Source organism: Sphingomonas sp. SP2 (genome assembly GCF_058313385.1).
The window spans coordinates 1,798,649-1,821,658 of sequence record NZ_JBZFLD010000001.1 but is presented as its reverse complement, the minus strand read 5'-3'; the positions used below and the strand labels follow the sequence as shown (position 1 = coordinate 1,821,658).

The 23,010-nt window shown below is 67.2% G+C and carries 16 protein-coding genes and 1 tRNA gene; 6 read left to right on the top strand and 11 right to left on the bottom strand.

Annotation, left to right across the window (positions count from 1 at the left end; all coding sequences use genetic code 11):
* Window positions 1-10: 10 nt before the first annotated feature.
* Both AC4GYU_RS09180 and AC4GYU_RS09175 read right to left on the bottom strand, forming a co-directional pair.
* Entirely contained in the window at window positions 11-406 is a 396-nt protein-coding gene (locus tag AC4GYU_RS09180) for a hypothetical protein (RefSeq protein ID WP_491086585.1), read from the bottom strand.
* Window positions 387-2,990, bottom strand: coding sequence for an ATP-binding protein (locus tag AC4GYU_RS09175; protein WP_491086584.1), 2,604 nt, complete (start codon window positions 2,988-2,990; stop codon window positions 387-389). Before AC4GYU_RS09175 ends, AC4GYU_RS09180 begins: the two co-directional genes overlap by 20 nt.
* Before the next feature lie 202 nt (window positions 2,991-3,192).
* On the opposite strand from AC4GYU_RS09175, the gene AC4GYU_RS09170 reads away from it, so the two are divergent.
* The gene (locus tag AC4GYU_RS09170) at window positions 3,193-3,660 is read left to right on the top strand and encodes a TspO/MBR family protein (protein ID WP_491086583.1); all 468 of its coding nucleotides are present in this window, start codon (window positions 3,193-3,195) and stop codon (window positions 3,658-3,660) included.
* On the opposite strand, the gene AC4GYU_RS09165 is transcribed toward AC4GYU_RS09170, so the two are convergent.
* Together AC4GYU_RS09165 and AC4GYU_RS09160 are read right to left on the bottom strand one after the other, a co-directional pair.
* Window positions 3,654-4,856, bottom strand: coding sequence for an exo-beta-N-acetylmuramidase NamZ family protein (locus AC4GYU_RS09165; protein WP_491086582.1), 1,203 nt, complete (start codon window positions 4,854-4,856; stop codon window positions 3,654-3,656). The two genes, AC4GYU_RS09170 and AC4GYU_RS09165, sit on opposite strands and share 7 nt — an antisense overlap.
* An 11-nt stretch (window positions 4,857-4,867) precedes the next feature.
* Complete coding sequence (locus AC4GYU_RS09160) at window positions 4,868-5,404, bottom strand: DOMON-like domain-containing protein (RefSeq protein WP_491086581.1); 537 nt, start codon at window positions 5,402-5,404, stop codon at window positions 4,868-4,870.
* Window positions 5,405-5,452: 48 nt separating this feature from the next.
* On the opposite strand from AC4GYU_RS09160, the gene tyrS reads away from it, so the two are divergent.
* On the top strand, window positions 5,453-6,688 hold the full coding sequence (gene tyrS, locus AC4GYU_RS09155; RefSeq protein WP_491086580.1) for a tyrosine--tRNA ligase: 1,236 nt from the start codon (window positions 5,453-5,455) through the stop codon (window positions 6,686-6,688).
* On the opposite strand, the gene recG is transcribed toward tyrS, so the two are convergent.
* Window positions 6,685-8,736 carry an ATP-dependent DNA helicase RecG gene (gene recG, locus AC4GYU_RS09150; RefSeq protein ID WP_491086579.1) on the bottom strand — a complete coding sequence of 684 codons (2,052 nt, stop codon included), beginning with the start codon at window positions 8,734-8,736 and terminating at the stop codon, window positions 6,685-6,687. The two genes, tyrS and recG, sit on opposite strands and share 4 nt — an antisense overlap.
* The gene (locus tag AC4GYU_RS09145; RefSeq protein ID WP_491086578.1) at window positions 8,736-9,941 is read right to left on the bottom strand and encodes a DUF418 domain-containing protein; all 1,206 of its coding nucleotides are present in this window, start codon (window positions 9,939-9,941) and stop codon (window positions 8,736-8,738) included. The genes recG and AC4GYU_RS09145 overlap by 1 nt, the downstream gene beginning before the upstream one ends.
* Window positions 9,942-9,994: 53 nt before the next feature.
* On the opposite strand from AC4GYU_RS09145, the gene AC4GYU_RS09140 reads away from it, so the two are divergent.
* Together AC4GYU_RS09140 and mfd are read left to right on the top strand one after the other, a co-directional pair.
* Window positions 9,995-10,288, top strand: a complete 294-nt coding sequence (locus AC4GYU_RS09140; protein WP_491086577.1) for an FAD assembly factor SdhE — start codon at window positions 9,995-9,997, stop codon at window positions 10,286-10,288.
* Window positions 10,285-13,779 carry a transcription-repair coupling factor gene (mfd, locus tag AC4GYU_RS09135; protein WP_491086576.1) on the top strand — a complete coding sequence of 1,165 codons (3,495 nt, stop codon included), beginning with the start codon at window positions 10,285-10,287 and terminating at the stop codon, window positions 13,777-13,779. Before AC4GYU_RS09140 ends, mfd begins: the two co-directional genes overlap by 4 nt.
* On the opposite strand, the gene AC4GYU_RS09130 is transcribed toward mfd, so the two are convergent.
* Entirely contained in the window at window positions 13,776-14,504 is a 729-nt protein-coding gene (locus AC4GYU_RS09130; protein WP_491086575.1) for a class I SAM-dependent methyltransferase, read from the bottom strand. The two genes, mfd and AC4GYU_RS09130, sit on opposite strands and share 4 nt — an antisense overlap.
* 14 nt (window positions 14,505-14,518) lie before the next feature.
* Complete coding sequence (locus tag AC4GYU_RS09125) at window positions 14,519-15,325, bottom strand: EAL domain-containing protein (protein WP_491086574.1); 807 nt, start codon at window positions 15,323-15,325, stop codon at window positions 14,519-14,521.
* A 132-nt stretch (window positions 15,326-15,457) separates the two neighbouring features.
* Between AC4GYU_RS09125 and AC4GYU_RS09120 the strand changes: the two genes are divergently transcribed.
* Both AC4GYU_RS09120 and AC4GYU_RS09115 read left to right on the top strand, forming a co-directional pair.
* Window positions 15,458-16,273 (top strand): NAD kinase, encoded by an 816-nt coding sequence (locus AC4GYU_RS09120; protein WP_491086573.1) that lies wholly within the window; start codon window positions 15,458-15,460, stop codon window positions 16,271-16,273.
* Between the two features lie 55 nt (window positions 16,274-16,328).
* Window positions 16,329-16,403 (top strand) — tRNA-Asn (locus AC4GYU_RS09115).
* Window positions 16,404-16,483: 80 nt separating this feature from the next.
* Here the strand turns inward: AC4GYU_RS09115 and AC4GYU_RS09110 are convergent.
* The 3 genes from AC4GYU_RS09110 to secA form a co-directional block, all read right to left on the bottom strand.
* The gene (locus tag AC4GYU_RS09110) at window positions 16,484-17,014 is read right to left on the bottom strand and encodes a hemerythrin domain-containing protein (protein WP_491086572.1); all 531 of its coding nucleotides are present in this window, start codon (window positions 17,012-17,014) and stop codon (window positions 16,484-16,486) included.
* A gap of 67 nt (window positions 17,015-17,081) precedes the next feature.
* Window positions 17,082-20,210, bottom strand: a complete 3,129-nt coding sequence (putA, locus tag AC4GYU_RS09105) for a bifunctional proline dehydrogenase/L-glutamate gamma-semialdehyde dehydrogenase PutA (RefSeq protein ID WP_491086571.1) — start codon at window positions 20,208-20,210, stop codon at window positions 17,082-17,084.
* A 9-nt stretch (window positions 20,211-20,219) separates the two neighbouring features.
* Window positions 20,220-22,940: a preprotein translocase subunit SecA gene (gene secA / locus AC4GYU_RS09100; RefSeq protein ID WP_491086570.1), complete on the bottom strand. Its 2,721-nt coding sequence runs from the start codon at window positions 22,938-22,940 to the stop codon at window positions 20,220-20,222.
* Window positions 22,941-23,010 lie beyond the last annotated feature (70 nt).

Genomic DNA, 23,010 nt, shown 5'->3' with positions numbered 1-23,010 from the left:
GCCGCTGCTCCTACTCCTGCTCGCGGCGGAGGAATATCCAGTAACCGCCGTAGTTCGCCGACTGGATGCGGATCGACAGTTCGCGGTTGCGATCCTCGAAGTCGCCGACGTGGCGGAACTGGAGGTCGAGCCGTCCGGCCTGACGCGCTTTCTCGAGCCGGCCGCGAAAGTCGGGATTGTCCATGCAGGGCGCGACCTTGCTGAAGAAGTCGAGGCCGAGCCGCGGAAGCTCCCCCGACCCCGACAGCCGCCGCTCCGCCTCGCTGTAGAAGATCACCCGTCCATCGTCCGACAGGCGGATGGAGCCGAACGGCAGGCGGTCGATCTGCTCGTCGGCAAGGCTCTCGATCCGCTGTGCGAGGTGCGGCTCGTCGAAGTCCGGCGGCTCATTCCTCCTGTCGTCCATCATCCCCCTCCCGCGACTGCCGCTCGATCACCACCGCCCCGACGATCCGATCGACGATCTTACCGTTACTCGAAAAAGGCAGGAGCAGGCGCTCGAACGTCTCGATTTCCGCTTCGCCCAGGTCGAAGCGGGCATATTCGAAGGAGGGGCGCCCGGTGAGCGCGCAGCGGCGATAGGCCGCTTCTCGCGCCGCGGGCGTGTCGCTGCCGGTGACGGGCAGGTCCTTCGTGGTGATCGGACCGGGCATTCCGGCGCGAAGAGTGTCTCCGATCAGCATGTAATCGAAGGCGACGGGGACCCGGCCAAGATCGACCTTGGCAATGATCAGGCGGTGCGGTTCGCTGCAGGCATCGAGCCGAAAGTCGGCAAAGGACGGGAGGCCATCGGCGCCCCCGATTGCGCGCCAATGACCAAAGAGCGATCGGGCACAGTCGGAGTGCAAACGAAGCAACAGGCGATCGAGCTTGTCCTCGTTCGCGGTCTGGCGTCCTTGCCCGACCAATAATTGTCGGATGGCCCGGTGAAGCTCGTCGGCGCCGAACGGCTTGCGCAGGACGGGACTGAGCCCCTCCGCGCCAAGAGCGGCCCCACCGGTCATGTAGAGGCAGGGCAGCGACATCCCCTCCGCGCGCAGCTTCTCGACCAGTTCGCCGCCGTTGATACCGGGCAGATCGATGTCGCTGACCAGCACGTCGAAGCGGCGGCTGCGGCTGAGCGCCAGGGCTTCCTCGCCACTTTGCGCGGTAGTTACCTCGAACCCGCGCTCGGCAAGGCCTGCCGCGAGGATTTCGCGAAGCTCGTTGCTGTCGTCGACCAAAAGGACGGCCTCGAAGCCCTGCTCGATCCCACCGCGCTCGCGCGCGTCGCTCGACCCGTTTCGTCCCGCCGGCCCGTCGCCCCGGGGAAGATATATGCCGAAGGTCGAGCCCTTGCCGACCTGGCTGGCGATCCGCAGCGCGCCGCGCGATTGGGCGACGAAGCGCTGCACCATGGCGAGGCCGAGCCCGGTCCCGCGGCCCCTCTCCTTGGTGGTGAAGAAGGGCTCGGTGACGCGCTGCAGGGTCGCGCCGTCCATGCCGGTGCCCGAATCGATGATCTCGACCAGCACGGCATCTTCGCCGAGGAGCTCAAGCGGTGCGTCGGGCTCGTCAGCCCGGCTGTCGCGGGCCCGCAGCAGGAGCTTGCCGCCTTCGGGCATGGCATCGCAGGCATTGTTGGCGAGGTTGAGGAGCGCCGACTGGAGCTGTGCCCGGTCGACCAGCGCCGAACTGAGGTCGGCGGGAATGTCGGCGACGATCTCGAAGGCATTGCTGTGGGTCTGCGTGACGAACTCTACCACTTCGAGGAGCAGGCTGCCGACGTCGACCAGCGTCGGACTGAGCTCCTCGTGGCGGGCGAAGTCCATCAGTTGGCGAACCATCGAGGCGCCGCGCTCGGCGGCGGCCTTGCTCATCTGGACGACCTGCTGGACCCGAGGATCGCTGATGCGGCCTTCGATGATGGTGAGGCCTCCCACCAGCGCGCCGAGAATGTTGTTGAAGTCGTGCGCGATGCCTGCGGTCAACTGGCCGATCGCCTCCAGCTTCTGGCCATGGGCATGGGCGGCCTGGAGCGCTTCCCGGCGGTCGGCTTCGGCCGCGAGCTGTTCGTGCGCGAGGTGGAGCGCGGAGGTGCGCTGGCGGACCCGTTCCTCCAATTCCGTTGCGGCCTGGCGGAGCTCGGCCTCGCGCGCGAGGATGGTCCGGCGGAGCGTCTCGGCCTCGGTCAGTTCGTAGAAATAGCAGACGATCCCGTCGCGCCCGTCGGGCATGGGGGTTCGCTCAATCCGCCAGTGATAGCTTTCCCGGACCGCGCTGTCGGCCCGGACATCCTCGGTCTTGGCGCTTTCGAAGGGCTCCCCCGTCGCCAGCGTATGTCGGAACCGAGCGATGATCTCGGAGGCCAGCGGCTCCGGCCAGATGGTGCGGGTCACCGCGGCAAAATCGCTGCCGATGGCGCCGGGGACCGCCTCGAACACCGCGGCAGCGCCGCGGCTGATGACCTGCAGTCGGAAGTCCGCATCGACGAGATAAACGCCGAAGGGATCGCGCGCGATCAGCGAGCGGAAGACTTCGGTCTGGAATGCGAGTTCCTTCTCGCGCCGTTTCCGCTCGGTGATGTCGCGCATCAGCGAGACGAAGCCGCGCAACTCGCCGTCGAGGCTGCGGTTCGCGAAGGTTGAACGCTCGACGTCGATCCGAACTTTGGTCCGGCGATGCTCGAGCTGCATTTCGCCCTGCCAGTAGCCGTGGCGGCGGGCGGTCGGGACGATCTCGTCCGTCACCCGCTGCCGCTGTTCCTCAGCGACAAAGTCAGTCAGCTGGAGCGGAAAGATGTCGGCGTCATCGATCCCCACCATCCGGCGCCCGGCCGGGTTGAGATAGAGCAGCCGGCCGTCATTGTCGCAGATGCCGATGAGGTCCCCGGTATATTCGGCCATCTGCAGGAAGGCGTCATTGCCGAAGATCGGGAATTGGGAGGACAAGCGACCGTCATCGGCACGACGCCGCTCAGGCTCGGTTTTGGGACCTTCGGCGTCGGTCATCCATCCTCTCGTTCGGCTCGGCGAGGCGACCTTTGCGAAATATACCACCGACACCCAACAAAGAAATGGCAAAAATCCGCCATTCTCTTAATCGACGTTAGTAGAGCAGACCGATGATTTGCCTTGCCGACCGGATCGGGTTCATGCTCCGGAGCAAGCCTGGCGGCACTTGGCCGGGGCCTCCTGGAAGGAAGACACGTCCATGCCGACTGCAGTCTGGATCAGTGCCGGCGTGGCGGTGTTTCTCGGGATCGGCGGCGGGCTGCTGACCGAGATCGGCCCCTGGTACCGGGGCCTGCAAAAGCCGCGCCTGCAGCCGCCCGACTGGCTGTTCGGCCCGGCCTGGACGATCATCCTCGGTCTCGCCGCCTGGTCGGCCGTGCTCGCGTGGAATGCCGCCGACAGCGAGGCCGAGCGGCGCCTCGTCATCCTGCTGTTCGGGGCGAACGCCCTCTTCCACTTCCTGTGGAGCCCGCTCTTCTTCAAGCTGAAGCGGCCGGATTGGGCCCTGGTCGAGGTCGCCTTCCTGTGGGCCTCGCTGGTCGCGCTAATGGTCGGGCTTGCACCCCTATCCACGCTCGCGAGCCTCCTGATCCTGCCCTATCTCGCCTGGGTCAGCTTCGCTGCCTGGCTCAACTGGCAGATCGTCCGGCTCAACCCGCGTCAGTAAAGGCGAAGGCCCGCGGTCTGTTCTTCCCAGGCCTGTTCGTCGGGGCGCGTGCGGACGTCGAGGTCGTCGGCCTGCGCGGCGCGATCATCGACCCAGGTGCGCAGCGCCGGACCGCCATTGATGACGTCGATCGCGAGCTTGTCGAATTCATATTCGTAGGGGAAGTCGCGCCACAGGTCGTAGTCGGACGCGAGATTGCGGATCGCCTTGAAGGCGAGCGCCTGAAGCCGCCACGGGCGGAAAGCGTGATGGTCGTAGGCCGGCCCCTCGGCATGGATGAAGAGGCCCGAGCAGAGCGCTCCCGCATGCTTGTGGAAGGTCGGCTCGATGAAGATCTCGCGCAAAGCGCAGCCGTGAAGCCAGTGCGGCGCGATCCGCTGCATCTCGGCGTGGATCGCGCGGGCGTCGAGGCCGGGCGCGGCGAACAGCTCGAGCGCGCGCGTCGTGCCCCTGCCCTCGCTCAGCGTCGTGCCTTCGAGCATCACGGTGCCGGCATAGGCGCGAGCCATGTTGAGGGTCGCGGCATTGGGCGACGGGTTGATCCAGATCCGGTCGGTGGGCCAGCCGAAGCCGGACGCCGCCTCGGGCTCCCAACCCTCCATCGCGACGACATGATAGGCAACGTCGAGCTTGAACTCGCGGATGAACCAGCAGCCCATCTCGCCCATGGTGAGGCCGTGGCGCATCGGCATCGGGCCGGCGCCGACGAAGCTCTCCCAGCCGGGCTCGAGCAAGGTTCCCTCGACCGGGCGACCGGCGGGGTTGGGACGGTCGAGGACCCATACTTCCTTGCCTGCGGCGGCGGCGGCCTCGAGCAGGTAAAGGAGGGTCGTGACGAAGGTGTAGATGCGGCAGCCGAGGTCCTGGAGGTCGAACAGGAAGATATCGGCGCTGTCCATCATCGCGGCCGTCGGGCGGCGGACTTCGCCGTAGAGGCTGAAGACGGGGATGCCGAGGCGCGGATCGAGCTCGTCGGCGGTCTCGACCATATTGTCCTGCTTGTCGCCCTTGAGCCCGTGCTGGGGCCCCATGGCGGCGGTCACGTTGAGCCCGGCGGCGATCAGCGCGTCGATGCTGTGGCTGAGGTCGGCCGTGACCGAGGCGGGATGGGCCACGAGGCAGATGCGCTTTCCCTCGAGCGGTCGGCGGAGCTCGGGCTGGCTGAGGAGGCGGTCGATACCGAACTGGGTCGTCATGGAAGCATGCTCTAGGCAAGCTTGGCGACGAAGCAATCCGGATGGTGGAAATCAGGCTGCGGGCCGGGGTGATGGAGCGCCCAGAAGCTGCGGCGGCCGTCCTCTTCCTCGATCACCGCCGACAGGCCGAGGCGGAAACGGCGTTCGGCGGGGATCGAGAGCGTCGCGCCGAGCCCCCACCAGGTGAGATTGTCCTCGACCCGGACATAAGGCGCGTTGGCAATGCCGGAGGGACGCATGCCTTCGCGCTCCTCGACGAAATCATAGGCTGCCCAATCGCCCGAGGGCGCGAAATTCCATTCCTGATACCCGACTTGCCCTTCCTCCTTGAGAAAGCATTCGAAACAGGTGGTGCGCCACAATTCGTCCTTGCGCGCGGGGTCCTCGGACGGCGACGCGACGAGGAAGCGGCCGATCGGTGCGCTGATCCCGAACCACAGGTTGAGGGTCGCAGTGTCCCCGAAGGCTCCGCTTCGCTCGGCGCTCGCCCAGAGGGTGAAGGGCGGGCTCGGGACCGTCGTCGGGTGCGGCTGGAGTTCGAAACGCATGGGCCATCTTACGATATTCGCGCCGCTACGCTAAGCGCCTCACCCATCATGACGAGCTATTCCTCCGATCTTCTCCGCCTTCTCAGCGAGCGCGGCTACATCCACCAGGCCACCGATGCTGCGGCGCTCGATGCCTTGGCCGCGAAGGAGATCGTCACCGGCTATATCGGCTTCGACGCGACCGCGCCCTCGCTTCACGTCGGCAGTCTGGTCCAGATCATGATGCTGCGGCGCCTCCAGCAGGCCGGTCACAAGCCGATCGTGCTGATGGGCGGCGGGACGAGCAAGATCGGCGATCCCTCGTTCAAGGACGAGGCGCGAAAGCTGCTCGGCGACGAGTCCATCAAAGCCAATATCGATGGCATCGCCAAGGTGTTCGGGCGCTTCCTTCAGTTCGGAAACGGTCCGACCGACGCGGTGCTGGTCGACAATGCCGACTGGCTCGACAAGCTCGAGTACATCCCCTTCCTGCGCGAGATCGGGCAGCATTTCTCGGTCAACCGGATGCTGAGCTTCGACAGCGTCAAGCTCCGGCTCGACCGCGAGCAGTCGCTGTCCTTCCTCGAATTCAACTACATGATCCTGCAGGGCTATGATTTCCTCGAACTCAACCGCCGGGTCGGTTGCCGCCTTCAAATGGGCGGGTCGGACCAGTGGGGGAATATCGTCAACGGGATCGAGCTGACCCGCCGAGTCGCGGGCGCCGAAGTCTATGGTGTCACCACGCCGCTCATCACCACGGCCGACGGCGGCAAGATGGGCAAGACGGCGAATGGCGCGGTGTGGCTCAATGCCGAGGGGCCTGAAGGCTTCACCCTAAGCGCCTACGACTACTGGCAATTCTGGCGCAACGCGGCCGATGCCGACGTCGGACGGTTCCTGCGGCTGTTCACCGATCTCCCGCTGGAGGAGATCGGCCGGCTGGAGGCGCTGGAAGGGGCCGGGATCAACCGCGCCAAGGTCGTGCTCGCGACCGAAGCGACCACGCTCCTGCACGGGCGCGAGGCGGCGGAAGCAGCGGCCGCGACCGCGGCGGCGACTTTTGCCGGGGGCGGCTCGGGCGAAGCCTTGCCGAGCGTCACTACCGGCGGCGAGATCGGCGTGCTGGCGGCGCTGGTGGCGCTCGGTTTCTGCGCTTCGAACGGCGAAGCCAAGCGCAAAGTCGCGGAAGGCGCGGTGAAGCTCGACGGGGAGCCTGTCGGCGACATTGCACTCGTGATTTCCGTGCCTTCCGAGCGCAAGCTCAGCCTCGGCAAGAAGAAGCACGGGCTTCTCCTGCCCTAACCCGAACGGAGCAGATCCACCGCCTGATCACGTTCGAAGAGGTAGAGGCAAAGGCGCGCCGCCTCGCCGCGGTCGCCCTTGAGACCGCCGTCGCGGTCGAGCAGGAGGCGGGCGTCCTGGGTCGCCATCGGCACGAGTTCCTGCACCTGCTCGGGGGTGGCGAGGCGAAATTGCGCCTCACCGCTCTGGCGGACGCCGAGGATCTCACCGGGGCCGCGCAGCTTCAGATCTTCTTCGGCGATGCGGAAACCATCGTTGGTCTCGCGCATCAGGGCCAGCCGAGCCCGGCCGGTTTCGCTTAGCGTACTTCCGCGAAGCAGGAGGCAGGTCGATTTGGCCGCCCCTCGCCCGACGCGGCCGCGCAGCTGGTGGAGCTGGGCAAGGCCGAAGCGCTCGGCCCCCTCGATGATCATCAGCGCGGCATTGGGGACGTCGACCCCGACCTCGATGACGGTGGTGGCGACGAGGATCTTCAGACGGTCGGCGGCGAATTCGGCCATGACCGCGTCCTTCTCGGGACCCTTCATCCGGCCATGGACGAGGCCGACCTGGCCGGGGAAGCGCAACGCCAGGGCGGCGGCGCGGTCCTCGGCGGCGGCGGCGTCGCTGGTTTCGCTTTCGGCGACGAGCGGGCACACCCAATAGGCCTGGCCGCCCGCGCCGACGTGTCGTGCAAGACCCTCGACCACCTCGCCGACCCGCTCCTCCGCGATCACCCTGGTCTCGACCGGGGTGCGACCGGGCGGCATCTCGTCGATCCGGCTGACGTCCATCTCGCCATATTGGGTCAGCGTCAGGGTGCGCGGGATCGGGGTCGCGGTCATGGCGAGGAGGTGCGGCGGACGCTCGGCCTTCGACGAGAGGAGGAGCCGCTCGGAGACGCCGAAGCGATGCTGCTCGTCGATCACGACCAGGCCGAGGCGCCGGTAGGCGACCTTCTCCTGGAAGATGGCGTGGGTCCCGACGAGGATGTCGATGGACCCGTCGGCGAGCCCCATCAGGGTCGAATCGCGCGCCCTTCCCTTTTCGCGGCCCGTCAGGATGGCGACACGAACGCCGAGCGAATCCAGTTGCTTGAGCAAGGTTGCATGATGCTGCCTGGCAAGAATTTCCGTCGGCGCGAGCATCGCCGCCTGGGCGCCGGCCTCGACCGCTTCGAGCATCGCCAGCAATGCGACCAAAGTCTTGCCCGAGCCGACGTCGCCCTGGAGCAGGCGGAGCATCGGCACCTCCTGTGCCATGTCGCCCCGTATCTCTTCGACCACGCGCCGCTGCGCGCCCGTCAGCGCGTAGGGCAGGCTGAGCGCCCCGGTCAGCCGCCCGTCGCCGCGTAGCGGCTGCCCGCGCTTGCGCCGGCTGACCTGGCGGAGAAGCTGCAGCGCAAGTTGATTGGCGAAGATTTCGTCATAGGCGAGCCGCTGGCGGGCGGCGCTGTCGGCGGGCTCGGCATGGACCGTCGCAAGGCTCGTGCGCCAGTCGCGCCAGCCTTCGCGGGCGAGGACCGAGGGCTCGATCCACTCGGGCAGGCCGGGCGCATGGGAGAGGCTCGCATTGACCAGTTCGCGCAGCCGGCGGCTCGTCATGCCCTCGGTCAGCGGATAGACCGTCTCCTTCAGCGCCGGCTCGCCCTTGCCTGGCTCGGTCACCTCGGGGTGGATCATCTGCCATTCGTCGCCATAGGCTTCTAGCTTGCCGGTGATGGTCCGTTTTTCGCCGAGCGGGAGCTGCCGCGCCGCCCAGCCGCCATTATTGAAGAAGGCGAGCGTCAGCATGTTGCCCTCGCCGTCGGTCGCGAAGACCCGCGTCGGACCGCGGCCCCGGCTCTGCCGGACATCGGTCGGCGTGACATCGAGGATGACCTGTCGGCCAAGTAGCACTGGGCTCGCGCCGGGCGCGCGGATCCGCTCGATCGCGCCGGTCGGCAGGTGGAAGAGAAGGTCCACGGCGCGGGAGATGCCAAGCTTGCCGAGCTGCTTCGCGACCTGCGGCCCGACGCCTTTCAGCGTCTCCACTTCGGCGAACAGGGGATTGAGCAGCTCGGGACGCATCAGTCGGCGTTAGCGTGCTCCAGCGGCTTCGTCAGCTTGCCATAAGTCATCCGCCGCCAGAGCTTCTCCATCGGTCCCTGCGCGTGTCGGGAAAGCCACCAGTGCGAGAAGATCAGTTGCGCGGCGAAGATGCCGAGCGCGACTGTGTAGAAGCCGGTCGGCGGGAGGCGGCCGATCAGCCCTAAGCCGATGCCGTAGAAGATGAGGATTCCGAGCAGGCTGTGACCAAGGTAGTTGGTCAGTGCCATCCGGCCCGCCGGTGCGAGGATGCCCAGCACCCTATGCGCCCGAGGCCAGGCGAGGAGGAAGGCCGCGGCATAGGCATAGGCCAGCGGCACGGTCCCGATCACCGCGGTGCTGCTGTCCTGTCCGAGCGCGGGCATGCGGGCGTAGGCGTAGCTGAACGGAACCCCGACCAGCAGGCCAAGTGCGAGGACGAGCCAGAGCCGCGGGCGTTCGACGGGTGGAAGGCCGCGGGCGACGCGGCGTCCGAGCACCATTCCGATCAGCATCAGCCCGAGGACCTTCGGAATGCGCCAGCCCTCGAGCCTCGTCCCGATTGCGTAGGGCCATCCGCTCAGCACCCAGCCCCAATAGGCCCGGGCGCCGTCCTGCTGGAGCCAGGCGACCGGATTCTGCTCGAGCGCGCCCGCCCCGATCGCCTGTGCGATCCGCGACGAGAGGCCGTAGAAAGCGAGATGCGGCGCCCAGCCGAGTGCCTTGAACAGGGGTACGCCAACGAGCGGGAGCGCAAGCAGCGCAACGGCGGCAACGAGCAGCCGGCGGTCGCTCCAGTGCCGGAACCACGGCAGGAGCAGGCCGATCAAGGCATAGAGCGTCAGGATGTCGCCGTCCCAGATGAAGAAGAGGTGGAAGAGGCCGATGGCGAGGAGGCCGAGGATGCGTCGCCGGAAGATCCGCACGCCATCCACGCCGCGATTGCTCAACCGTTCGAGCTGGAGCGAGAAGCCGAGCCCGAACAGCGTCGCAAACAGGGTGTAGAACTTCCCGTCAATCAGCAGCTTGTGAAGGAAAACTTCCCACGAGGTCTGCACATCGCCGGCAAGCGCGATCCGTTGCGGCTCGGGCGTGAATAGCCATCCCGACCAATAAAGGATGTTGGCGAGGAGGATCCCGAGCAGGGCGAAGCCGCGCAGCGCGTCGAGCCAGGCGATCCGGTCGGATGCAGGTCCCGCTTCGGCCATCAGGCGCCCTCCCCCGACCCGGTCCATAGCACAGGGGGCGCGGAGGTGACAGAATGGCCACCAATCCCTATCTGGCGACCATGCTCGACGATCCGGCCATGAAGCGCCTCCACTGGCGCGCCCATCACCGTGGAACGCGCGAGGCCGACCGCATGATCGGCGGCTTCCTCGACCGCCACGGCGCCTCGTGGACGGCCGAGGAGCGTGCCTGGTTCGAGGCCCTCCTCGAGGAACAGGATGTGGACATCATGGCCTGGGCGATCGGAACCCAGGAAGTGCCCGAGCGCTTCCAGGGAGACTTGATGACCGCCATGAAGCGCCTCGACTATCTTCCGATCGACCGGTGATCGACCTCCAGCGCATACTCAAGGCGGGTGAGCCGCTGACGCTGTCGGGCGTGCCGATGGGTTTCCTTCCCTGGCTCGCCGCCGATTTCGCGCGCACCGCCTTCGGGCAGAGCGGCGGTGGGCGCGCGGTTATCATCGCGCCCGACGAAGCCGCGATGCGCGCGCTGGCCGAGACCGCGCCGGCCTTTGCTGCCGAGCTTGAGGTCATCACCTTCCCGGCCTGGGACTGTCTCCCCTATGACCGTGCCTCGCCGGCACTGCGGGTCATGGCCGAACGGCTGTCTGCGCTGCACCGCTTGCAGGAGCCGGTGAAGAAGCCACAGCTGTTCATCACCACCGCCAATGCCGCGACCCAGCGGACGCTCACGCCCTTTCGCATCCGCCAGCTGACCCGGCGCCTCGCGCCCGGCGAACGGATCGAGCGCGACCGGCTGATCCAGCTGCTCACGGCCAACGGCTATCACCGAACCGACAGCGTGTCGGAAGCGGGCGAGTTCGCGGTACGCGGCGGCCTTCTCGACCTCTATCCTTCGGGTCTCCCGCACGCGATCCGGCTCGATTTCTTCGGTGACGAAATCGAGACGATGCGCGCGTTCGATCCCGCCGATCAGCGGACCATCGGCCCGGCCGAGGCCTTCACCCTGATGCCGGCGTCAGAGGCCCTGCTCGACGAGGAGAGCGTCAAGCGCTTCCGGGCGCGCTATCGCGAGCATTTCGGCGCCACCGCGACCGGCGATCCGCTGTACCAGGCGGTCAGCGACGGCCGGCGGCTGGCCGGAATGGAGCATTGGCTGCCGCTGTTCGAGGAGCGGCTCGCGACCCTGTTCGACCATTTCTCCGACAGCGACATCGTCATCCGCGAGAGTGGGGTCGACGGGGCAGTCAGGAGCCGCCGCGAGGCGATCCAGGATTATTACACCAACCGCGAGCGAGCGATGGTCGCCGAGCCGGGCAGCTATCGCCCGCTCGCCCCGTCCGAGCTCTACCTCTCGTCGAAGGAATGGGAGGGCCTGCTCGCCGACCGGCCGGCCCATCTCACCTCCCCCTTCCCCGAGCCCTCTTCGGACAAGGTCATCGACTTCGGCGTCGTCCCCGCGCGCGACTTCGCGCCCGAGCGGACGCAGAATGAGAATGTCTACGAAGCGGTGGTCAAGCACGCCGCCAAGCTCCGGAAAGGCGGGCATAAGGTCATCCTCGCAAGCTATACCGTCGGTGCTCGCGAGCGCCTGTCGGGCCTGCTGAAGGACCATGGGCTGATCAGCCAGGGGATGGCCGGCAGCTGGCAGGAAGCGCTCGGCGCGTCGCAGGATGCGGCGCTGCTGGTGCTCCCGCTCGATCACGGCTTCACCACGCCCGGCATTGCGGTGCTGACCGAGAAGGACATGCTCGGCGACCGGCTCGTGCGGCGGAGGAAGCGGCGGAAGAGCGCGGACGCCTTCCTCAGCGAGCTGGCGACGCTCACCCCCGGCGACCTCGTCGTCCACGCCGAACATGGCATCGGCCGCTACGAGGGGCTGACGCAGGTCCAGGTCGGAAAGTCGCCCCACGATTGCGTCGCGCTCGAATATGCCGGCGGCAACAAGCTCTACGTGCCGGTCGAGAATATCGACGTCCTGTCGCGCTACGGCAGCGGCGAGGAAGGCGTGGCGCTCGATCGTCTCGGTGGCGAGGCGTGGCAGCGGCGCAAGGCGCGGATGAAGGAGCGGATCCGCGAAATCGCGGGCGAGCTCATCAAGACCGCGGCGATGCGCGCGATGCGGCAGGGCGCGGTGGCCGAGCCCGACAGCGCCTATCCGGCGATGGTCGATCGTTTTCCCTATGAGGAGACCGACGACCAGAACCGGGCGATCGGCGATGTCCTCGACGATCTGGCTGCGGGCAAGCCGATGGACCGGCTGGTCTGCGGCGACGTCGGCTTCGGCAAGACCGAGGTCGCGCTCCGCGCCGCCTTCGTTGCGGCCATGGCGGGCTATCAGGTCGCGGTGGTGTGCCCGACCACCCTCCTCGCTCGCCAGCATTATTCGAATTTCGTCGATCGCCTGAAAGGCTTCCCGATCGAAGTCGGGCGCCTCTCGCGACTGGTCTCCTCGACCGAGGCCAAGCGGACCAAGGAGCTGCTTGAGGAAGGGCAGATCGACATTGTCGTCGGAACCCACGCGATCCTCGCCAAGGGGATCAAGTTCAAGAAGCTCGGCCTCGTCATCGTCGACGAGGAGCAGCGCTTCGGGGTTACGCACAAGGAACGGCTGAAGGCACTGAAGGCCGACGTCCATGTCCTGACGCTCACCGCGACGCCGATCCCCAGGACGCTGCAGATGGCAATGAGCGGTCTGCGCGAACTCAGCGTCATCCAGACCCCGCCGGTCGATCGACTGGCGGTGCGGACCTATGTCACCCCATGGGACCCGGTGGTCATCCGCGAGGCGCTGTTGCGCGAACATTATCGCGGCGGGCAGAGCTATTTCGTGGTGCCGCGCATCTCCGACCTCCCCGACATCGAGGAATGGCTGCGCGAGGAAGTGCCCGAGGTGAAGCCGATCGTCGCCCACGGCCAGCTCGCGCCGACCGAGGTCGAGGAGCGGATGAGCGCCTTCTACGACCGCAAATATGACGTGCTGCTGTCGACCACCATCGTCGAGAGTGGGCTCGACATTCCCAGCGCCAATACGTTGATCGTGCATCGCGCCGAGCGCTTCGGCCTTGCCCAGCTCTACCAGCTGCGCGGACGCGTCGGGCGCTCGAAGACCCGTGCCTACGCCTATATGACCACCCCGCCCGATCGGCAGATCACCGAGACCGCCGAGAAGCGCCTGACCGTGCTCAGCAATCTCGACAGCCTCGGCGCGGGCTTCCAGCTCGCCAGCCACGATCTCGACATCCGCGGCGCCGGCAATCTGCTCGGCGACGAACAGTCGGGGCACATCAAGGAAGTTGGCTTCGAGCTCTACCAGTCGATGCTCGAGGACGCGATCCTCGACATGAAGGCGGGCGGGACGCGCGAGGACAAGCCGGACGAATTCTCGCCGCAGATCAATGTCGAAGCGCCGATCATGATCTCGGAGGATTATGTCCCCGACCTCGACCTGCGCATGGGCCTCTATCGTCGCCTCGGCGAACTGGAGAGCCCGCAGGAAGTCGAGGAATTTGCGGCCGAGCTCATCGACCGCTTCGGCAAGCTTCCGGAAGAAGCGAACAACCTCCTCCAAGTGGTTGAAACCAAGATCCATTGCCGGGCGGCGTGCATCGCCAAGCTCGATGTCGGCGCCCGCGGCGCGGTGGTCACCTTCTCGGCGTCGGGCTTCCCCGATGTCGGCGGGCTGTTCAGCTACATCGAGCGGCTGAAGGGCACGGCCAAGCTCCGGCCCGACCAGAAGCTCGTCGTCAGCAGGGACTGGGCGACCCCGGCGCAGCGCCTCAACGGCGCGCTGCAGTTGAGCCGCGGGCTTGCCCGGGTCGCAGCGGCGAAGAAGCGCGAGAAGGTCGCGGCCTAGAAGCGATGGACCCGGCTGACGATCGGCATGGTGACGTGCCGTCGTTGCCCGTCGGGCCAGATCTTACGGAGGGCTTCGAACGCGTCGTCCGTGATGCTTTCCCCGAGCTTCTGGACGACCGACCAGCTGCGGACATAGGCTTCGACCTCGGCCCGTTCCCAGCCAAGGTGGATGGCCGCGGGCGTGGTCCTGATCTCCTCGCCCGGGAGCTCGAGCGAGCGATAACCGTCGATCAACAGCCAGTTGCCGGGCAGCCAGTGCGCTTCGACGCGCTTCAGCAAAAGCTCGCCGATGATCGCATCGACCTCCGGATCGACATACCACCAGCCATAGCCGATCGCGGCGGCGATCCCGCCCGGCCGGAGCAGGCGGCGGACTTCGGCCCCGAAGGCGGCTGGCTCGAACCAATGGGCGGCCTGCGCGGCGAGGATCAGGTCGCAGCTCGCATCGGGCAGGCTGCAGCGCTCGGCCGGTTCGACCGCGTAACGGACGCGCTCGGCAGGCGCCGCGGCGGCGATCTGCGCTTCGCTCGGGTCGGTCGCGAAGATCTGGTCGAAGTAGCGCGCGAGGCTGCGGGCGGACTGGCCGTTGCCGGTCCCCACGTCCCACGCCTGGGTCCGCCCGGGGGCGAGCCCCGTTAGCTGCGCGATGAAATGCTCGGGATAGGTCGGCCGGGCCGAAGCGTAGAGTTCGGCGTGGCCCGAGAAGAGGTCGGTGAAGCGCATGGGCCGATGATGCCCTAGCGGAGGAATTCCGCCAGCTCTTCCTCGCCCATCGCGCGGGCGCCAAGGAAGCCCTGGTAATAGTCGCAGCCCCAGTCGCGCAGGAGGGCGAGCTGTTCCTCCTCCTCGACGCCTTCGACGACCACCTGCAGTTCGAGTTCGCGTGCGAGGGCGATCAGCGCCTTGACCACGATCTGCGCGCGGCGACCGCCGACCAGGTCGAGGATCAGCCCGCGGTCGATCTTGATGAGGTCGAGCGGGAGCGTGGTGAGCCACGCGAGGCTCGCATAGCCGGTGCCGAAGTCGTCGACCGCGATCCGGACCCCCGCGGCGCGGAGGCAGGCGAGCCGGGCGGCGGCGGCGACCGGGTCGGCGATCAGGCTGGATTCGGTGATTTCGGCGGTCACCCGCCCCGGCTGCAGCCCCGCGGCCGCGATCTCGCTCAGCAGCCAGCGCTCGTAGCCGTCACGGGCAAGGTCCTCGGGAAGGAGGTTGAGGGACAAGCGAAGCCCTGCGCGGGCGCCATCCCAGCCTCCTGCCGACTGCAAGGCCTTGCGCTGGACCGCGCGCGACATGCGTTCGCTGAGGCCCGCAGCGGCGGCGCGAGCGAAGAGATCCTCGGGCGCGAGGCCTTCGGGTGCCCGGGCAAGCGCCTCGACCCCGACCACCTTGCCCGTGCGGACGCTCCACTGCGGCTGGAAGGCCAGCCCGACCCGGTCCTCGACCAGCATCGCCAGCAATTCCTCGTCCGCGCGCGGCATCGCCGGGACTGAGGGCGGTGCGTCGCTGGCGCGGCGGGCATGACGGACGGCGGGACGGTTCATGGCTGCTTGCTAAATCATAGCATGAACTCGTGCAGCGGTCCGCATTTGTGCTGCTCCGAAACGGGACGGTAGCGAGGTGCCCCCTCGCCCGTTATGCTCGCGACGCAACGCAGTGGATGAGGGGAAGCCTGGGTGAACGCGGACGTGCGACAGGGCGCGGCGACACGCCAGGACCTGACCGGGGCCGGGATCGCCCTGGTCGCGAGCCACGGCGAGACGGCGCAGGCCGCCGCCGCGATGCTCCGCCGGCGCTACCAATTCTGCGACGAGCGGGACGCGAAGATCCTCGTCGCGCTCGGCGGTGACGGCTTCATGCTGCACACGCTCCACCAGATGCTCGACGGCGGCGAATTTCTGCCCGTGTTCGGGATCAACCGCGGCACGGTCGGCTTCCTCATGAACGAGTGGCGGCTCGACAATCTCGGCGAGCGGATCGCGGCGGCCAAGGCGGTGCAGGTCGCGCCGCTCACCATGACCGCCGAGACGGTCCATGGCGACGAATGGACGCATGCCGCCATCAACGAGGTGTCGCTGCTGCGCGAAACCCGGCAGGCGGCCAAGATCGAGGTGGTGGTGAACGGGCGCGTCGTCCTTCCCGAGCTCGTCGCCGACGGCGTGCTGGTGGCAACCCCGGCGGGATCGACCGCCTATAATTTTTCGGCGCGCGGGCCGATCCTGCCCTTGTCTGCGCCCCTGCTCGCCCTGACCCCCATCGCGCCCTTCCGCCCGCGCCGCTGGGCAGGCGCGATCCTGCCCGACGAAGCGCGGATCCGCTTCCGGGTGCTGGAGCCTACCGACCGGCTGGTCGCCGCGGTCGCCGACCAGTTCGAGGTGCGTGACGTGCGGACGGTGGAGATCAGTCTCGACCACAGCCGCTCGCTCACCTTGCTGTTCGATCCCGACCATGCGCTCGACGAACGCATCGCCGCCGAGCAATTTGCCACCTGAGGGTCTTGCCAAGCCAAATCGGCTGCGCCATAGGCCCGCTCGCCGAGGCAATCGTTCCCCGATAGCTCAGCGGTAGAGTAGGTGACTGTTAATCACTTGGTCGTTGGTTCGAATCCAACTCGGGGAGCCACTTCTTCCAGCATCGAAGGCCTTCAGGGCGACGGCGGACGCGGATATCGCCCTGCCCTCGCCCTTCTGGATATCTGACGCTCAGGCCTTCTCGAGCTCGGCCTCCGGGTCCTTCACATAATCGTCCGGATCCTTGTCGACCGCGGCAATGCCGTGGCGATGCTTGCTGACGAAGGCGATGAACCGGATGCCAAGCTGGTGGCGCTCGTCCAGCGAGGCATGTTCGCGGAAGTCGGCGAGCCCCTGGCGCTCTTCCTCGGCGAGATGCTTGCTGTTCTCCTCATCGGCCTTGGTCACCGCCTCGAACCATTTGTCCGAGCCGACCTTCTCCTTGTCGACCGCCTCGCCCGCGTCGCGGATCTCATTATGGTCTTCGATCGCGTCCTTGGTTTCGTCCTCCGCACTGTCGGCGTCGGCTTCGCCCTTCCCGACTTCGAGCAGGCGCGGATAGAGAAAGCGCTCCTCGGCCTCGGCGTGCGCGTCGAGCAGGCCCTTCAGCGAATTCCAGACGGCGCTGAGCTCGTCGGGCTTGGCGCCGCGCATCTGCTGGATCAGGCCGAACAGGCGGCGCTGCTCCTGATGCTGGTCGAGAACGAGATCGGTAATGTCCATGGTTGCTGCTCCGGAACGTTTCCGGCTGAACGCACCGCGGCCATTCCTGTTCAGGCTGGACGAAAGGCTAGTCGATCGCCGCCATCAGGGTCGCGTTTCCGCCCGCCGCCGTCGTGTCGACGCAGGTCACCCGCTCGGTCGCGAAGCGCGCGACATAATGCGGACCGCCGGCCTTGGGACCCGTGCCCGACAGGCCCTCTCCGCCGAATGGCTGGCTCTCGACCACCGCGCCGATCTGGTTGCGGTTGACGTAGAGGTTGCCGACCCGCGCGCGGGCAGCGACTTGGGCGTGGACGGTATCAATCCGGCTCTGCAGACCGAGCGTCAGGCCAAAGCCGGTCGCATTGATCTGGTCGATCACCTGGTTGAGTTCGCCCGCCTTCCAGCGGATGACGTGGAGGACGGGGCCGAAATGCTCGTCGGTGAGCGCGGAGAGGTCTGGAAGTTCGGCGATGACGGGCGCGACGAAGCTGCCCTTCTCGCTGTCAGCAGGCAGGGCGAGCTCGGCGACGATCCGGCCGGCGGCGCGCATGTCGGCGACATGAGCATCGAGCGACGCCTTGGCCTCGGCATCGATGACCGGACCGACATCGGTCGTCGGCAGGCGCGGATCGCCGATCGTCAGCGCTTCCATCGCGCCGCGGATCATCGTCACCATCGTGTCGGCGACGTCTTCCTGGACGAACAGGACGCGCAAGGCGGAGCAGCGCTGGCCGGCCGACTGGAAGGCCGAGGCGACGACGTCGCGGGTGACCTGCTCGGGAAGCGCCGAGCTGTCGACGATCATTGCATTCTGCCCACCCGTCTCGGCGATTAGCGGGACGATCGGGCCATCGCGGTCGGCAAGGCTGCGGTTGATCGCCCGGGCGACGCCGGTTGAGCCGGTGAAGGCGACTCCGGCAGTGAGCGGGTGAGAGACCAGCGCCGCGCCGACCTTGCCGTCGCCGACCGCGAGCTGGACGACGTCGGCAGGAATGCCCGCCTCGTGCATGAGGCGAACCGCCAGCGCGCCGATCAGCGGCGTCTGCTCGGCAGGCTTGGCGATGGCGGCATTGCCCGCGGCAAGCGCGGCGGCGACCGGGCCGGTGAAGATCGCCAGCGGGAAATTCCACGGGCTGATGCAGGTCCAGACTCCGCGGCCGTGGAGCCGAAGCTCGTTTAGCTCGCCGGTCGGTCCCGGCAGGCGATGCGCGACCGTGAACAGGCGACGGCCTTCGGCGGCGTAATAGCGGAGGAAGTCGACCGCTTCGCGCACCTCGAGGATGGCGTCGGGCAGGGTCTTGCCCGCCTCACGGATGCAGAGCGAGTAGAAGTCCTCGCGGTGCGCCTCGAACAGGTCGGCGGTGCGATCGAGGAGGTCGGCCCGAGCGTCACCGCCGAGCGCGTCCCACGGTCCCTGCGCGGCATGTCCGCGGCGGAGCATCGCATCCAGCTCGGCGTCGGTCGCTTCGATCGCCTCACCCACCACGATCCGGTGATCGAAGGGGGCGGTAATCGAATGACGCGGACCACTCCCCTCACCGGCCGTCCAGCGCTTCACCTCGAGCTCGGCCAGCCGGCGAAGCAGGGAATGGAGGATGGTCGGGTCGCTAAGGTCGCAGCCCGAGCTGTTGGCGCGGGCGCTGCCGAACATCTCGCCGGGAAGCGGAATGGCCGGATTGCGTCGCGGCTGGAGGGCGGCAAGCTGCGCGACGGGATCGCCGGTCAGCTCCTCAACCCGCACCTCGGCGTCGGCGATGCGGTTCACGAAGCTCGAATTGGCGCCATTCTCCAGGAGGCGCCGGACGAGATAGGCGAGCAATTCCTTGTGGCTGCCGACCGGCGCGTAGATGCGCACCGGGGTCTGGGGCTGACCCATCTCACGCTCGAGTTTGGCAAGGCCTTCGTAAAGCTCCTCGCCCATGCCGTGGAGGCGCTGGAATTCGAACGGGGTAGTGCCGGCCAGCGCCTTGATTGCGCCGATGGTGGTCGCATTGTGCGTGGCGAAGGCCGGATAGATGGCGTCGGACGCCGCCAGCATCAGCTTGGCGCAGGACAGATAGGAGACGTCGGTCGCGACCTTGCGGGTGAAGACCGGATAATCGTCATAGCCGCCGACCTGCGCGACCTTGATCTCGCTGTCCCAGTAGGCGCCCTTGACCAGGCGGACCATCAGCTTTCGGCGGTGCGTGCGGGCAAGGTCGATGACCCATTCCGTTACCGGACGCGCGCGCTTGGCATAGGCCTGGAGCGCGATTCCGAGGCCGGTCCAGCCGTTGGCGAAAAGGCTGTCTTCGGCGACCAGGGCTTCGAGGCAGTCCATCTGCAGCTCGAGACGGTCGGATTCCTCGGCGTCGATGGTGAGGTGGACGTCGGCCCCGCTCGCCATGGCGGCAAGTTCGCGAAGGACCGGCAGGATGAACGCCTTGGCCTCCTCGGCGTGCAGCGCCTCATAGCGCGGGTGCAGCGCCGAAAGCTTGACCGAGATACCGGGCGAGCGGACCACGCCCTCGCCCGCTTCGCTGGCGATGCGGCGGATCGCCCCGCGATAGGCTTCGGCATAACGAGCGGCGTCGGCCATGGTGCGGGCGGCTTCGCCGAGCATGTCGAAGCTGTGGCTGAGCCCCTTCTTGCGCTCGGGCGCGGCGCGGGAGAGCGCCTCGGCGATCGTGCGGCCGAAGACGAACTGGCCGCCGAGGATCTTCATCGCCTGACCGACGGCGGTGCGGATGACGGGCTCGCCGAGACGCCCGACGGCGCGGCCGAGCGCGGCCTTCCAGCTGACGGTCCGATCCTCGGCCGCGTCGAGCACCTTGCCGGTCAGCAGCAGCGAGAAGGTCGCGGCGTTGACGAAGGGCGAGTGGCTGTCGCCGAGCTTGTCCGACCAGTCGGGGCCGGACAATTTGTCGCGGATCAGCTCGTCGGCGGTCTCGCTGTCGGGAATCCGGAGCAGCGCCTCGGCGAGGCACATGAGGGCGACGCCCTCTTCCGAGCCGAGATCATAGGCCTTGAGGAAGGCATCGAGCCCGGCGGGCTTGCTCGACCGGACGTGGGCGACCAGCGCCCGGGCGATGGCTTCCGCCTCGCGCTCGCGCGCCGGGCCGAGCCGGGCCTGCTCGAGCCGTTCCGCGACGACCTTTTCCTCGTCCCGGCGATAGTCCCGGCGGACGGCCGAGCGGTCGAGCGAAGCGGCGCGGACCGGCGCGGACAGGTTCATGTCAGCGCCTCAGGCCAGCTGGCCGTGGCAATGCTTGAACTTCTTGCCCGAGCCGCAGGGGCACGGCGCGTTGCGGCTGATCGGTTCGGCCAGCGCGCCTTCGGGAAGGTCGGGCTGGGGAATGTTGAGCATCGGCCCGTTCGATCCCAGCAGCCCGCGCGCGGCGGCGTCGAGGTCGGCGGTATCGTCGAAGCCCGACAGTGGATCGAGATGCTGCGTGAGGAAGGCCGGAAGCTCGGGCAGCGGCGGCGGCTCGAGCGCGACCTGCGCGCGGAGCAGCGTCTTGGTCACGTCCTCGCGGATCGCGACCAGCAAGCGCTCGAACAGCGCAAAGGCTTCCTGCTTATATTCGTCGATCGGCTTCTTCTGCGCATAGGAACGCAGGTGGATGACCTGACGCAGCGCGTCGAGCGTCGCGAGATGCTCCTTCCAGTGGTGGTCGAGGGTCTGGATCAGGATGTTCTTCTCGACCTCCTGCCAGCGCTCGGGCTCGACCTCGCTGGTCTTGTTGACCATGACCTCGTCGGCCATGGCGCCGATCCGCTCGATCAGCAGCTCCTGGTCGACGGCCTCTTCCTTGAGCCAGTCGTCAAGCGCAGGCTGCAGGCCGAGGACCTCGTCGAGGCTCTCCTTGAGGCCGGCGACGTCCCACTGCTCGGGATAGGTCCCCTGCGGGCAATGGGCATTGATCAGGCTCTCGACCGTGTCGCCGCGCATGTCGGTGATGACATCGGAGACGTGCGCCGCATCCATGATCTCCGCGCGCTGCTCGTAGATGACCTTGCGCTGGTCGTTCATCACGTCGTCGAATTCGACGACCTGCTTGCGGATGTCGTAGTTGCGCGCCTCGACCTTCTTCTGGGCGGTCTCGATCGCCTTGGAGATCCACGGCGAGACGATCGCCTCGCCGTCCTCGAGGTTCTTCTCCATCAGTCGCGCGAAGGCGGTTTGCGGGCCGAAGATGCGCAGAAGGTCGTCGTCGAGGCTGAGGTAGAAGCGCGACAGGCCCGGGTCGCCCTGGCGGCCCGAACGGCCGCGCAGCTGGTTGTCGATGCGGCGGCTCTCGTGGCGCTCGGTGCCGAGCACGAACAGCCCGCCCCGCTCGCGCACTTCCTCGCGCTCGGCCTGGACCTCCTCGCGGATGCGGGCGATGGCGGCGTCGCGCTCGGGCCCTTCGGGCATGTCCTTGAGCTCGTCCTCGACCCGGAATTCGACGTTGCCGCCGAGCTGGATGTCGGTACCGCGGCCGGCCATGTTGGTGGCGATGGTGACGCGGCCGAGGCGGCCCGCCTGCGCCACGATATGCGCTTCGCTCTCGTGGAAGCGAGCATTGAGGACGGCGTGCTCGACGCCTTCCTTGTGGAGATATTCGCTGAGCAGTTCGGACTTCTCGATCGAGACGGTGCCGACGAGGACGGGCTGCCCCAACTGCTGCTTCTCCTTCAACGACTTCGCAATGGCCGCGAACTTGTCGTTGATGTTCTTGTAGAATTCGTCGTCCTCGTCGATCCGGCTGATGGCCTTGTGGGTCGGGATGGTGACGACGTTCATCTTGTAGATGTCGAAGAATTCGGGCGCTTCGGTGAGCGCGGTACCGGTCATGCCCGACAGCTTCGGATACATGCGGAAATAGTTCTGGAAGGTGATCGAGGCGAGGGTCTGGTTCTCGGGCTCGATCGCCACGCCTTCCTTGGCCTCGACCGCCTGGTGAAGGCCGTCCGACCAGCGCCGGCCGTCCATCATGCGGCCGGTGAATTCGTCGATGATGACGACCTTGCCGTCCTTGACGATGTAATCGATGTCGCGGCGGAACATGGTGTTCGCCTTGAGCGCCTGGTTAAGGTGGTGGACCACCTGCGTGTTGGCGATGTCGTAGAGGTTCTGGCCCTCGATCAGCCCGGCTTCCTCGAGCAGGCGCTCGGCCTTTTCGGTGCCTTCCTCGGTGAGGACGACGCTGCGCTGCTTCTCGTCCTTCTCGTAGTCGCCCTCGCCAAGCTGCTTCACGAGGCGGTCGACCGAGATGTAGAGGTCGCTCTTGTCGTCGGTCGGGCCCGAGATGATCAGCGGGGTGCGGGCTTCGTCGATGAGGATCGAGTCCACCTCGTCGACGATGGCGTGATTGAACGGCCGCTGGACCATCTGCTCACGCGAATATTTCATGTTGTCGCGCAGGTAGTCGAAGCCGAGCTCGTTGTTGGTCGCGTAGGTGATGTCGGCATTGTAGGCCGCGCGGCGCTCGTCCTCGTTGAGGTTGGGCACGATCACGCCGACGGTGAGGCCGAGGAAATTGTGGACCTGGCCCATCCACTCGGCGTCGCGCTTGGCAAGATAGTCGTTGACGGTGACGACGTGGACGCCCTTGCCCGGAAGCGCGTTCAGGTAGGTCGCGAGCGTCGCGACGAGGGTCTTGCCCTCACCGGTGCGCATCTCGGCGATCTCGCCGCGATGAAGCGCGATGCCGCCGATCATCTGGACGTCGTAGTGGCGCTGGCCAAGCGTGCGCTTGGCGGCCTCGCGGACGGTGGCGAAGGCCTCGGGAAGGAGGTCGTCGAGCTTGGTGCCGTTGGCCAGCCGCTGGCGGAAGAGCACTGTCTGGTTCGACAATTCCTCGTCGCTCATCGCCGAGATGGTCGGCTCATGCGCGTTGATCGCCTCCACGATCCGGCGGAGCTTGGCGACATAACGGTCGTTGCTCGAGCCGAAGAGCGACTTGGCCAGCGATTGCAGCATCAGACTTCCTTTGGGGCGCGTGGGCAAGGGTTCACACGCCCGCGCGCGAGCGTTTTCAAGTGCCGGGCGA